The sequence below is a fragment of the Metabacillus sp. B2-18 genome (assembly GCF_021117275.1).
Taxonomy (GTDB): domain Bacteria; phylum Bacillota; class Bacilli; order Bacillales; family Bacillaceae; genus Metabacillus.
The window spans coordinates 3155452-3168370 of the sequence record NZ_CP088245.1; the positions used below are offsets into that span (position 1 = coordinate 3155452).

13 protein-coding genes are annotated in these 12919 nt (G+C 35.9%); all 13 read right to left on the reverse strand.

What is annotated here, in order from left to right; genetic code table 11:
- Positions 1-11 precede the first annotated feature (11 nt).
- Complete coding sequence (hisC, locus tag LPC09_RS16030) at positions 12-1094, reverse strand: histidinol-phosphate transaminase (protein ID WP_231307778.1); 1083 nt, start codon at positions 1092-1094, stop codon at positions 12-14.
- A 166-nt stretch (positions 1095-1260) separates the two neighbouring features.
- Complete coding sequence (gene trpA / locus LPC09_RS16035; protein ID WP_098796145.1) at positions 1261-2052, reverse strand: tryptophan synthase subunit alpha; 792 nt, start codon at positions 2050-2052, stop codon at positions 1261-1263.
- Positions 2049-3245, reverse strand: a complete 1197-nt coding sequence (gene trpB, locus LPC09_RS16040) for a tryptophan synthase subunit beta (protein WP_098796146.1) — start codon at positions 3243-3245, stop codon at positions 2049-2051. Before trpB ends, trpA begins: the two co-directional genes overlap by 4 nt.
- On the reverse strand, positions 3229-3879 hold the full coding sequence (locus tag LPC09_RS16045; RefSeq protein ID WP_121662588.1) for a phosphoribosylanthranilate isomerase: 651 nt from the start codon (positions 3877-3879) through the stop codon (positions 3229-3231). The genes trpB and LPC09_RS16045 overlap by 17 nt, the downstream gene beginning before the upstream one ends.
- Entirely contained in the window at positions 3872-4636 is a 765-nt protein-coding gene (gene trpC / locus LPC09_RS16050; RefSeq protein ID WP_231307779.1) for an indole-3-glycerol phosphate synthase TrpC, read from the reverse strand. Before trpC ends, LPC09_RS16045 begins: the two co-directional genes overlap by 8 nt.
- Positions 4629-5648 carry an anthranilate phosphoribosyltransferase gene (gene trpD, locus LPC09_RS16055; protein WP_212138382.1) on the reverse strand — a complete coding sequence of 340 codons (1020 nt, stop codon included), beginning with the start codon at positions 5646-5648 and terminating at the stop codon, positions 4629-4631. Before trpD ends, trpC begins: the two co-directional genes overlap by 8 nt.
- On the reverse strand, positions 5617-7158 hold the full coding sequence (gene trpE, locus LPC09_RS16060) for an anthranilate synthase component I (RefSeq protein ID WP_098796150.1): 1542 nt from the start codon (positions 7156-7158) through the stop codon (positions 5617-5619). The genes trpD and trpE overlap by 32 nt, the downstream gene beginning before the upstream one ends.
- A 386-nt stretch (positions 7159-7544) precedes the next feature.
- Positions 7545-7910, reverse strand: a complete 366-nt coding sequence (aroH, locus tag LPC09_RS16065; RefSeq protein ID WP_098796151.1) for a chorismate mutase — start codon at positions 7908-7910, stop codon at positions 7545-7547.
- Complete coding sequence (gene aroB / locus LPC09_RS16070) at positions 7903-9000, reverse strand: 3-dehydroquinate synthase (RefSeq protein ID WP_098796152.1); 1098 nt, start codon at positions 8998-9000, stop codon at positions 7903-7905. The genes aroH and aroB overlap by 8 nt, the downstream gene beginning before the upstream one ends.
- Complete coding sequence (gene aroC, locus LPC09_RS16075) at positions 9000-10172, reverse strand: chorismate synthase (RefSeq protein WP_098796153.1); 1173 nt, start codon at positions 10170-10172, stop codon at positions 9000-9002. The genes aroB and aroC overlap by 1 nt, the downstream gene beginning before the upstream one ends.
- Positions 10173-10250: 78 nt before the next feature.
- Positions 10251-11027 carry a CheR family methyltransferase gene (locus tag LPC09_RS16080; protein WP_098796154.1) on the reverse strand — a complete coding sequence of 259 codons (777 nt, stop codon included), beginning with the start codon at positions 11025-11027 and terminating at the stop codon, positions 10251-10253.
- A gap of 279 nt (positions 11028-11306) precedes the next feature.
- Complete coding sequence (gene ndk, locus LPC09_RS16085; RefSeq protein WP_098796155.1) at positions 11307-11753, reverse strand: nucleoside-diphosphate kinase; 447 nt, start codon at positions 11751-11753, stop codon at positions 11307-11309.
- A gap of 110 nt (positions 11754-11863) precedes the next feature.
- Complete coding sequence (gene hepT / locus LPC09_RS16090) at positions 11864-12826, reverse strand: heptaprenyl diphosphate synthase component II (protein WP_098796156.1); 963 nt, start codon at positions 12824-12826, stop codon at positions 11864-11866.
- Positions 12827-12919: the final 93 nt, after the last annotated feature.

Genomic DNA, 12919 nt, shown 5'->3' on the forward strand with positions numbered 1-12919 from the left:
TAAGATAAAGTTTATTGAACAAATTCCCTTAATGCTTCGATGATTTCTTCGTTTTGTTGACGATCTCCAACAGTTATACGTAGGTGAGTAGGAAACCCAAGAGCATTTCCGGACCTTACGATATATCCTTTTTTCAGTAATGCATTAAAAACTTCGTCAGAATCTCGATTAAAGTCAATTAAAATGAAGTTACCTTCAGAAGGATAATATGGCAGCTTCAGTTCCTCACAGAAAGAGTAAAATTGCTGTAACCCTTCCTTATTTTTCCCCCGACATTCTTCCACAAACTGAGCATCATCTAAAGCTGCAATAGCGGCCACCTGAGCAACTCTGCTTGTATTAAAAGGTTCCCTAGCCGGTTCAATTTTTTGAATTAATTCTGCATTTGCAATGCCATAACCAATTCTTAACGATGCTAAGCCATAAGCTTTTGAGAATGTACGTAGAATCATTAAGTTAGGATAGTCGTTAATGAATTCAACAGTTTCTGGATAATCTTCAGCTAAAACATATTCATAGTAGGCTTCATCTACTACAACAAGCACATGTTTAGGCACTTTATTTAAGAAGTTTACTAAACTGTCTTTAGTAACATATGTACCTGTAGGGTTATTCGGTGTACAAACCCATACAACCGTCGTATTTTCATCTATTTGCAGAAGCATATTCTCTAAATCATGATTACCATCTACTAATGGGACCTCACGGATTTCAGATCCTTCAATTACAGCATTATGCTTATATTGAGGGAATGTTGGTGTGGCCATTACAGTATTAGAATCTGGGCTTAGTAACGCTCTACAAATAATTTGAACAACTTCATCTGATCCATTCCCAAAAATTAATTCTTGTTCTTGAACGCCTACGTGAGAAGCTAGTTTTGTACGAAGTTCAGCACTATATCCATCTGGATAAATCGCGAGCTGACTCAATTCATCTACAATGGCTTGTTTAGCCTTAGGAGAACAACCATATGGGTTTTCATTAGACGCAAGCTTCACAACTTTTGTTAAATTATATTCTTTTTTAACTTCTTCCATTGGTTTTCCTGGCTGATAAGGCTTTAGACTTAATAATTGTTCTTTTACACGCATAAATTACACCTCTTTTAAATAGAGGCTTTGTTAAACTTTACGGAAAATACTAAATTTCTCTTGTATTTATCCATAAGTTTAACTAAGCCATTAATAAGTAAACATTTCTAATGTTTATTATCATAAAGTTTCATTTCATCTAAAGCAATTAAAATTTTGCTTTTCATTAAGAAACAAAGGTACGTGCAAAATTCTTAAATTCTTCTACAGCATCTCTTCGTGAATTCTCATCTAATAAAGAAGGTTGAAGTCGTTCAATTTCTCGAACTAAAGCACTACCAACAACAACTCCATCACACATATGTGCAAGCTGCTCCACCTGTTCCCTTGAAGAAACACCAAACCCTACAGCAACAGGAACTTTACTATGCTTTCTTACTTCCTCTAGAAAGGATGCAATAGAATCATCGAAATTTTTGCGTACTCCTGTTACGCCTAATGATGAAACACAATAAATAAAACCTTCTGCTGCTTCTGCAATCATCTTAATTCTACTAGAAGAAGTTGGAGCTACTAGAGAAATAAATGCAATAGAATACTCCTTACATTTTTCTCGAAGTTCCTCACTTTCTTCAAACGGAATATCAGGAATTAATAAACCGTCTATCGTGTTTTCCCGCAGTAAAGCGAAAAAGGATTCCTGATCTAATTGTAACACAGGATTATAATACGTAAATAGAATTATTGGAATATTCAACCCTTTTTTTCGCATTTCCGGCACAAGTTTGATTGCTTTTACAATATTCATACCATTTTTTAGTGATCGACTTGAGGCCTTCTGAATGACAGGGCCATCTGCAACAGGGTCCGAGTATGGTATCCCTAATTCAATTGCCGATGCTCCAGCTTCTTGTAAGGCAAGGGCTAAATCGATTGTTGCCTCAGAATTTGGATCTCCTGCAGTTATAAATGGAATGAATAATTGATTATTTATAGGTTGCTTAAATAGGGCTGTCATGCTTTTCCAACCTCCTTATAATGAGACATTAATGTGTGGACATCTTTATCTCCCCGACCGGATAAACAAATTAAGATGCTTTCCTCATTACCCATGTTTTTAGCATGTTCGAAAGCTGCTGAAAGGGCATGTGCTGACTCAATTGCTGCTAAAATCCCTTCTTCACGTGCTAAAAATTCTAATGCGTCTAACGCTTCCTGATCTGTCACACTTTCATATTTAACGCGGCCTGTATTAGCTAAGTGTGCATGTTCAGGACCTATTCCAGGATAATCGAGTCCGGCTGAGATGGAATAAGGTTCCGTTATTTGTCCATATTCATCTTGTAGTAGATAAGTTAATGAACCGTGAAGGACACCCCTTGTTCCTTTTGTAATTGTGGCTGCATGCATATCAGTTTCAACACCTTTTCCTGCAGCCTCAACACCTACTAAATCTACGTCTTCAGGTATAAAAGCAGCGAACATTCCAATTGCATTACTTCCACCACCAACACAAGCTATTACTTTAGTTGGTAGACTGCCTTCAATATGATAGAATTGATCCTTTGCTTCATCCCCTATGACCCTTTGAAACTCTCTCACAATATATGGATAAGGATGTGGACCAACCACTGAGCCTATAATGTAAAAATGATCTTCACAATGCTGTACCCAATATCTCATCGCTTCATTTGTAGCATCTTTTAGTGTTTTGTTTCCGCTTGTCACTGGAATTACTTCAGCTCCTAACAGCTGCATCCGAAAAACGTTTAATTCCTGACGGCGTACATCTTCTTCCCCCATAAACACTTTACATTCCATTCCAAATTTAGCCGCAACTGTTGCTGTTGCAACACCATGTTGACCAGCACCCGTTTCAGCAATCACCTTTGTTTTTCCCATTCGCTTTGCCAAAAGAACCTGACCAATGGCGTTATTAATTTTATGAGCTCCCGTATGATTTAAATCCTCACGCTTTAGATATACTTTTGCTCCACCTAATTTTCTTGTTATATTTCCTGCAAAAGTGACCGTTGTTGGTCTGCCAGAGTATTCTTTTAATAAGTATGAATATTCCTCTAAAAAGCTTGGATCTTGCATTGCTTCTTTATGTGCTTGTTCAATTTCAGCTAATGGACTCATTAATGTTTCTGGCACAAAGCGACCTCCGAAATCGCCGTAACGTCCATTTTTATCAGGATATATGTTCATGTTGTAACACCCTTTCCTCTATCAGTCTAATCTTTTCTTTACTTTTTTTTCGGTCAACTTCAATGCCACTAGATAGATCAATAGCCTGTGGATGATAGTTTAAGAGATTAGAAATATTCTCTTCATTAACACCGCCTGCAATAAAACAAATTTTATTATATTTTGCAGCAAATTCAAGGTAAACAGGTACCGCATCCCAGTCAAAACTAACACCGGTACCTCCCCATTGACCCTTCGTTCTTGAATCTACAACAAATCCATCAACTAACTCTACATACTTTTTCATTTCTTCTAAAGTATGGTCATGATGGTGAAGAGCTTTCCAAATAAAACCTGGATATATCTCACGGACTTGATTAATTTGTTCGATTGTCTCATTTCCATGGAATTGAATCACATCAACTGGAACATGTTTTAAAACAGAATGAACTTCTTCTACAGTAGGATTTACGAATACAGCAGCGACTTTCTTCTTTGTATTAACTTCTTTTAACCATTGTCCAACCAAATGTGGATTAACTTTTCTTTTACTTTCTGCAAAAATGAATCCAATGTATTGAGCAATAGAATCTGAGACTACTTGAAGATCTTCAAGACTTTGGACTCCACAAAATTTCAATGCGATCTTAGACATTAAGACTCTCTCCAAATAATTGTTGTACAGCCAACGTTTGATTTTCTTTTCTCATTAACGACTCTCCTACTAGTACAGCTTTAGCTCCGTACTGTTTCACTAAATCTAAATCCTCCTTTGTATAAATTCCACTCTCACTTACCAGTAAAGTTTCTTCTGGAATTGAAGAAGCCATTCCTTCTAATTGTTGAATATTCGTTTCAAATGTTTTTAGGTTTCGGTTATTTACTCCAAGTATTTTTGGAGTAATAACATTTAAAACTTGCTCTAAGTTATGCTGGTCATGCACTTCTACTAAGACATCCAATCCTAATTCATAAGAATATTGATAAAGATCTTTTAACAAAGCGGGTTCAAGAGCTTCGCTTATTAATAATACCGCATCAGCACCTATCCGTTTCGCTTCATCAATTTGGATAGAATCGATAATAAAGTCTTTTCTCAAAACAGGTAAATTTACAGTTTTCTTGATAGCAGTTAAATACTCTCGTTTACCTTGAAAGTAAGGAGAATCTGTCAAAACGGATAAACAATCTGCTCCTCCTTTTTCATATGCAAGAGCAATTTCCACTGGATCAAAGTTTTCCTTAATTAAACCCTTTGATGGCGATGCTTTTTTCACTTCAGCAATTAATGCCATATCCCTGTTAGAGGAAATTAGGGCCTCAAGAAAAGAGTGATTTGGTAAGCCTTCATCTTCCGGCAGAATCAAATTTTTAACTTCTTCTTTTTTTGTTTCAATTATTTTTTCAAGCATAATTTTCCTCCTGCTGATGCTGCAATGATTTTAATTGCTTTAAAGCTGTACCATTTTTAATCGCTTCTTTGGCATATAACACGCCCATATCTAATGATTGAACATGATTTGCAACATAAAGGGCTGCACCTGCATTTAAAGCCACAATATTCTCTGCACTTTCTGGTGCTTCACCTCTAAATATTTTTTCGATAAGCTCTGCACTATCATCTGAATTTTGGACCTGTATCTCATCCATAACACCTTCTACAAGTCCAACATCAGTTGGATGAAGAACGTATCTGGATATATGTCCATTTTTAAGCTCTACGACATCAGTTGCTGTTGTTATAGATATTTCGTCCAAGCCGTCACGTCCTGTAACGAGTAAAACATGCTCTGCGCCTAACCGTTTTAACGCTTCTGCCATTTTTTCTGCATAATTCGTAGAAAAAACACCAATTATTTGACGTTTTGCATTTGCTGGATTTGATAATGGACCAAGTAGATTAAAAACAGTCCGAAACCCAATTTCTTTACGAGGATTCACTGCATGCTTCATTGAAGAATGAAACATAGGTGCAAATAAAAAGCTCATGTTTTTTTCGTCTAAGCTTTTTATCGCTTCCTCCTTTGATGTTTGAATATTAACGCCTAGTTTCTCAAGAACATCTGCACTTCCACTTTTAGAAGAAACAGCACGATTTCCGTGTTTTGCTACCTTCACCTTTAATGAGGATGCAACGATTGCTGCTGCAGTTGAGATATTAAAGGTTGAGGAGCCGTCTCCACCAGTACCACAGGTGTCTACAATATCAAAATCATAGTTAATAGAAGACATGTGTTTTTTCATTGATTTTGTAAAGCCAACCAATTCATCAACCGTTTCGCCTCTTAGACGCATAATGGACACTAAACTTGCGATTTGACTAGGTGTTGCTTGACCAGACATGATCGAATTCATTACTTCCTCAGCCTGCTCCTCAGTCAAAGTATGACCCTCAATACACGTTGCTAGAAGTTCTTTCATCACGTTTCTCCTCCTCAGAAAAGACTTTTTCAGCCAATTGGATTGCTTTTAACATAGCGCTCGCTTTATTACATGTTTCCTTCCATTCAAGTTCAGGTACACTGTCCACAACGATACCTGCCCCAGCTTGAACATATGCTACATTATTTTTGACTGTAATCGTTCGAATCGTAATACAAGAATCTACATTTCCATCAAAACCTACGTAGGCAACACAACCTGCATAACTTCCTCTCGCTGTCGGTTCTAATTCTTGAATAATTTGCATGGCTCGTATTTTCGGGGCTCCTGAAACAGTACCAGCAGGAAACGAAGATAATAATGCATCCATTGGGTGTACTTCTTCTTTTAGTTGAGCCGTAACCTTAGAAATTAGGTGCATCACGTGTGAAAAACGACCAACTTCCATTAACGTAGGAGTATTAACCGTTCCGTAATCAGCAACTCTACCTAAATCATTTCGTGCCAAATCAACCAACATATAATGCTCTGCTCTTTCCTTTTCATCGTTCTTTAATTCTTCTTCGAAAAATAAGTCTTCTTCAACAGTTTTTCCTCTTCTTCTTGTCCCGGCAATTGGATGAATTTCAAGATGTTTATTTTGAATATAAATAAGTCTTTCAGGAGAACTGCCGACAAGCTCTGTGTCATTAATTCGAATATAAAATAAATATGGTGAAGGATTTACGATACGTAAAATTCGGTAAAGTGAAAAACCGTCTGTTGAAATTGGAATTTCAAACCTTTGTGATAGTACTCCTTGAAAAATATCTCCTGCACGAATGTATTCTTTTACCTTCTCAACATCTTCTAAAAACTTGCCTTTTTCATAGTTTGATTGAATTTCATCAAAATTGACATCAAACGAGTCCGAAACTGCTAGTGGTAAATGCTCTGATTGAGGTTTTTGTTTTAGCATGCTTTCAAATTTGTTCAGCTTTGCTTCAGCTAGTTGATACGTAGCCTTTAACCTTGACTCATCTTCGGTACCATTTACTCTTTCGTAGTGAATAAAATAAAGCTGTTTTTCTTGATGATCAAATGCAATAACTGTTTCACAAACAAAAAACATACAATTTTGCTGATTTAAATCATTCGTCTCATGCTTTTTAACTTTTTCAATGATAGAAACTGTATCATATCCAATATATCCTACAGCTCCCCCAACAAAAGGTATCTCTAAATCTGGCAACTTAATGGCTAAATGATCCTGAAGTTGTTTAAAGGTTGTTGTAATGGAATTTGATTTTGATATCGTTTTTCTTTGTTCGTTCAGGATAGAAAACTCTCCGTGGTTTTCTTCTATAAATAAAAATGGATTTAAACCAATAAAAGAATATCTGGACCAGCTAGATTCTGAGTCCTTACTTTCCAGTAAATAAACAGCCTCTTCTTTAAAAAGTTGAAATAATTGAATAGGCGTGAACGTATCCACGATATATTTTTTTACGATGGGGATGGTGCGATAATGCTTGCTATCTTCACAAAAAGTGGAAAAAGAAGAAAAATTCATAGTAACTCACTCCTCCAATATGTTTTGGAGAACGAGTATTTAGGAGGTTATTAAAGGTTGAAGATTATTAAAGCACTTGCCTCTTGACATATATACTTAAACAAGGCTTAGGTGTTGTTAATATTTAACTAACAACATAACCTTTGCAAGCTATATGAATTAAAATAAAAACCCAAAAACACGATGGTTTTTGGGTAGACTTGTGCCTTTACGAAAAAAACCTCAACTAAACTTGACTCATTCTCTGCTACCCTAAACTATTTAACTCTACTCATCTACTTAATCATAATCTTCTACATTATGTTATTATAACTTTCTCTTTACTGTCAAGAATGATATAACACTGTTCCGAATTTTCTAACTACTTTTAAGAGAACCAAATACTGTTAGGACTTTGATAAATCTGGTCTTAACACTGTCGCACCTTCTAAATAAGCATGATAAATTTGTTCTTGCTTTATTGGTGTTTCTACTGTCATCATAATTCTTATGCATTTTTCGAGGCTTCCTGGAACTGGTATTTCTTGCATACACATGACCGGTACATAGACCCAACCTTCAAAATTTCTTAATGCTTTTGCAGGAAATGTTGATATCAAATCATGTGTTACCGTTATAAGGACCTGTGCGACGTTCTCAGGATCTACATTGTTTTTTTGAATCATTTCTTGTAACAGTTTTTCTGTTGCATCAATAACAGTTGGTTCATTATCTTCACCAACTGTTATTGCTCCTCGAATTCCCCTAATCAACGCTCTCCCCCCGTTCCTGCTCTCTCCACTCGTTAAGTAAGCATTGGAGCTCTTCTTTGCTGAAAGTTGCAGAAGTTGTTTCTCCAATACGTTCTAATAAAATCATTTTAATTTGATTAGATTTTGTTTTTTTATCTTTAACCATTTTGGCTATTAATTGCTCGGTTGTATATGAATCAGGGACCTCTACTGGAAAACCAATCGTAGCAAACCATGTTTTCAACTCACGGTATGGTAAGTCAGCTTGTAATAATTTATTACTTAACCAGGTAGCAAATAACATCCCAACTGCTACGCAGTCTCCATGTGAGAGTTTTCCATAGCCAGCCTCTGCCTCAACTGCATGACCTAGAGTATGGCCAAAGTTCAAAATTTCACGTAAACCTAACTCTCTTTCATCTTTTGTTACAACGTCTGCTTTGATTTGAATACCTTCAAGTATCATTCGTTGTAACCTTTCAGTTGTAATGTCTTCTAACTGTTGTATTTCTTTTACCAAAAATTCATAGAAGGATTCACTTTTAATAAGTGAATGTTTAATAACCTCTGCAAATCCAGATCGTAATTCTGTTACAGGAAGACTTTTTAAAAACTTACTATCATATACTACCGCTTTAGGCTGATAAAAAGCCCCAATCATATTTTTTCCTTCAGGATGATTGATTGCCACTTTTCCTCCAACGGCACTATCATGTGCTAGCAATGTTGTAGGTACTTGTATATAAGGAATTCCTCTCATATAGGTTGCTGCAACAAAACCTGTTAAATCACCTACTACTCCTCCACCAAACGCAATAACAACAGATTTACGATCTAATTGCTGCTTTAATGCAAAGGTTTGTACGTCATAAAAAACATCAAAAGACTTAGCCTCTTCCCCGCTATTGATAACATATTTACTGATCGTATAAGTAGGTTTAATCTTGTCTATTAAGAAATCACTATATAAACGATCAACATTTGTATCTGTTACAACAAGTACTTTAGAAGGCTCTAGATTTTTTAGTATCCCTAAGAGTTCATTTATTGCATCTTCACCGACAATAACTGGATAAGTTGAGTCTTGTGTATGGATAACAATTGACTTCATTAGAAATCCCTCGAATATTTTCGCATTTCTTCAACGTTTTCTTTAATAAGATCCATACGATCCAAACCAAACTGTTCAACAATCGCGTTTGCGATCTCCCAAGCAACTACAGCTTCCGCAACAACACTTGCTGCTGGCACAGCACAGCTATCAGAACGTTCAATACTAGCAGTGAAAGGTTCTTTTGTATCAATATCAACACTTTGTAATGGTTTATATAGTGTTGGAATTGGCTTCATAACTCCTCGAACTACAACTGGCATTCCAGTTGTCATTCCGCCTTCAAAACCACCTAATCTATTTGTTCTTCTTGTATATCCTTCTTCCTCATTCCACAGTATCTCATCGTGAACTTGGCTTCCAAACTTCCGAGCAGCTTCAAACCCTATACCAAATTCAACACCTTTAAATGCATTAATGCTCACGATGGCACCTGCAATTTTGCTATCAAGCTTGCGATCATAATGAACATAACTGCCTATTCCAGCAGGTAAGCCCTCAACAACAACTTCAACAATTCCTCCAATAGAATCTCCATTTGCTTTAGCGTTGTCAATTGCTTCCATCATTTTCGTTTCAGCTTCACGGTCATAACATCTAACCGGTGACTCTTCCGTTACTGCTAACAAATCATCAATATCTTGATATTCATTGTTCTCTGCTCTAACTCCACCTATCTCAAGGACGTGACCTACCACTTTAATCCCTAATTCAGCTAGAATTTGTTTAGCTAACGAACCAACAGCCACACGAACTGTTGTTTCACGAGCAGAGGAACGCTCTAAAACATTCCTCATATCTCTATGTCCATATTTCATAGCACCAATTAAATCTGCATGGCCTGGACGAGGACGAGTTATTTGGCGTTTTACCTCTTGCTCTTCTTCTGGAGTTATTGGTTCGGCACCCATAATTTTTGTCCAATGCTTCCAATCTTTATTCTCAACAACAAGGGAGATTGGTGATCCTAGCGCTTTCCCATGTCTTACTCCACCTAAAATTTGAACTTGATCTTTTTCAATTTGCATTCTTCTTCCGCGGCCATACCCTTTTTGTCTTCTTGCTAAATCGATGTTAATAGCTTCCGCAGTTAAATTTAATCCTGATGGAACACCTTCGACTATAGCTGTTAATTGTGGCCCGTGAGATTCACCAGCTGTTAAATATCTCATTTGCTCTCTCTCCCTTCAACGCACTAACGCTTTTAAGTACAAATATATCATAAGTTACTTTAAAAAAATAGCAAGTTTTTACTTCTTTTGATAAAAAAATGTATCTACTGAAGTAAAGTTAAAACGGTCAGCATTAAAAATCTGCTCAGTGCTTCCAACAAAGAAAACCCCTTGAGATTTTAATGCGTTACTAAATTTCATATATAAGCCTTCTTTAGCTTCTTCCGTAAAATAAATTAAAACATTGCGACATACTATTAAGTCAAAATTTGAATCAAAAGAATCTGACAATAAATTTTGCTTTTTAAATTGCACCGTTTTTTTAATATCCTCGTTCACAATATAATTGGTTCCTTCCTGCTTGAAGTGCTTCCGCTTAATATCGTCAGGAACCTCATTTAAGGAACGTTCGGGATAAATTCCAAGCTTAGCTCTTGCAATGACATTTTCGTCAATATCTGTTGCAAGAACCTTTACTTTTGAAAGTGGAATCAATTTAGAAAGAATCATCGCAATTGTATATGGCTCTTCACCTGTGGAGCATGCAGCACTCCAGACTTTCAGATTACTGTTCTTTTCTAATAGTCTGGGAAGAATCTTTTCTTCAAGCACCTGCCATCTTTTATAATTTCGGTAGAATTCTGAAACATTTATTGTCATTCGATCTAAGAACTCAAAGTAAAGCTCGTTTTGCTTACTTATTCCTTCAAAAAACTCTGAGAAGGTTGAAAATCCCCTCTTTTCATAAAGTGAAATCAATCTTCTTTTCATTTGAGCTTCTTTGTAAAGTGAAAGATCAATTCCTGATTTTTTCTTGATGTTTTTAATAAACAGTTCGTAATCTTGATCAACCATGGGCCAACTCTCCTATTACATTTCCTTTTATCCAATAGATGTTTGAAGATCGTTCTAATAAATCAGGGGTTTGTTATATTACCCTGTAATCAACATTATGGGTCTCTATTAAAACTTCTGATTTCAAATACCTTAGAAATAAGAATAATAATTTATAGTATAGCTTAAAATTCAAAGAATTTGCTCAATTTTTATAGAAAAGTGTGGAAACTTGTCAAAATGCGATTTTCTGTCTTAGTGTATATAAAAAGAAGCTGGCATATGCCAGCTTCCATATTATTAATAAATCCAAGTATTTAATGCCTTATCATATTCCACTAGTTCATTGTCTTGGAAAAAAAGTGAGATCTCTCTTTCTGCGCTTTCAGTTGAATCCGAGCCGTGAATGATGTTCTTGCTTACAAACATCGTATAATCTCCTCTTATTGTTCCAGGTTCAGCATCTTTTGGATTTGTTTTTCCCATCATTTTTCTTGATAACTCAATTACATTTTCACCTTGCCAAACCATTGCAAACACTGGTCCGGAAGTTATAAATTGAACTAATTCATCATAAAAGGGTTTTCCTTTATGTTCTCCATAATGCTTCTCAGCAAGTTCAACAGGAATGGTCATTAGTTTTGCACCAACCAATTGAAAGCCCTTTCTTTCGAATCTACCGACAATTTCCCCAATAAGTTGTCGTTGAACCCCATCAGGTTTAACCATTAAAAATGTTTTTTCCATAATAACATCTCCACCCCATAAAAATTTATGTATAGGCTTTCATACCCCAAAAGAATAATATCATGAGAGGTAAAATATTTCAATCATGGGATGGAGAATTTTAGAAAAGATTAAAATTTTCTTTTTCCAATATATTTTGCAATACTTTGTAGAGTCGATCGCGCTCGATTTTTAGGTAATTCGTCTAAAATACGAAATGCCTTATGAAGATATCTTTCACTAACTTGCGCCGATCTCTCTATCACTCCGGAATTTAATATTTTCTCTAGAATTTGCTGTATATCCTCCGGTGTAGTTTTCATTGATATTTTTTCTATATCTCTTTTCATGATTGGGTCTTCAAGTGCAAATAGTACTGGTAGTGTGATATTGCCTTGTAAAAGATCACTTCCTACTGGCTTGCCTAATTCTTCCGCGGTCGAAGTGAAATCTAAAATATCATCGGTAATTTGAAAGGACATCCCAACATAATAGCCGAACCAATAGAGCTTGCGATGTACATCCTCAGAAGCACCTGCCGAAACAGCTCCTAATTGACAACTAACAGCAATTAACAATGCAGTTTTTCTCTTAATACGTCTTAAATAGGTTCTTAGTGTTTGATCAAATTGATACTTGTCTTTTATTTGCTCAATTTCCCCTAAACAAACGTCAACAATGGCTTGAGACAAAATTTTGTGAGCCAATGGATCCTCAATATTTGTCATCACTTCTAATGAACGTGCCAATAAATAATCACCTGTGTACATCGCAATACGATTATCATATCTTGATTTAACAGTTGGTTTGCCCCTTCTTAATTCTGCATCATCTATCACATCATCATGTACGAGAGATGCCATATGTATTGTTTCAAGCGCAACAGCAACATGCTTTACTCGTTGAATGTCATAGTTACCAAACATTGCTGAGAGCAAAACAAAAACAGGACGAATTCGCTTCCCTCCTGCTTGCAGCAACTCCAAATTTGCTTGTCTTAAAAGAGGATACTCTGAAACAGCAGTCTTCTCAAGCTCTTTTTCAATTATTGTTAGATCATTATTTAAAAATGAATACATTGCTTTTAGTTTCATACGTTTTCACCTTAAACCCTGAATTAATGAATTCTCCTTACTTCCACGATATACCATATAAATAGGAATGACCACTATGTTAAAAGAGCAAGC

What these genes read in the sequence shown, in the direction of transcription:
- hepT (WP_098796156.1), bottom strand. Translation starts at nt 12,826, where the DNA reads ATGAAACTAAAAGCAATGTATTCATTTTTAAATAATGATCTAACAATA.
- trpC (WP_231307779.1), bottom strand. Translation starts at nt 4,636, where the DNA reads ATGCTTGAAAAAATAATTGAAACAAAAAAAGAAGAAGTTAAAAATTTG.
- LPC09_RS16080 (WP_098796154.1), bottom strand. Translation starts at nt 11,027, where the DNA reads ATGGTTGATCAAGATTACGAACTGTTTATTAAAAACATCAAGAAAAAA.
- hisC (WP_231307778.1), bottom strand. Translation starts at nt 1,094, where the DNA reads ATGCGTGTAAAAGAACAATTATTAAGTCTAAAGCCTTATCAGCCAGGA.
- aroC (WP_098796153.1), bottom strand. Translation starts at nt 10,172, where the DNA reads ATGAGATATTTAACAGCTGGTGAATCTCACGGGCCACAATTAACAGCT.
- ndk (WP_098796155.1), bottom strand. Translation starts at nt 11,753, where the DNA reads ATGGAAAAAACATTTTTAATGGTTAAACCTGATGGGGTTCAACGACAA.
- LPC09_RS16045 (WP_121662588.1), bottom strand. Translation starts at nt 3,879, where the DNA reads ATGTCTAAGATCGCATTGAAATTTTGTGGAGTCCAAAGTCTTGAAGAT.
- aroB (WP_098796152.1), bottom strand. Translation starts at nt 9,000, where the DNA reads ATGAAGTCAATTGTTATCCATACACAAGACTCAACTTATCCAGTTATT.
- trpA (WP_098796145.1), bottom strand. Translation starts at nt 2,052, where the DNA reads ATGACAGCCCTATTTAAGCAACCTATAAATAATCAATTATTCATTCCA.
- trpB (WP_098796146.1), bottom strand. Translation starts at nt 3,245, where the DNA reads ATGAACATATATCCTGATAAAAATGGACGTTACGGCGATTTCGGAGGT.
- trpE (WP_098796150.1), bottom strand. Translation starts at nt 7,158, where the DNA reads ATGAATTTTTCTTCTTTTTCCACTTTTTGTGAAGATAGCAAGCATTAT.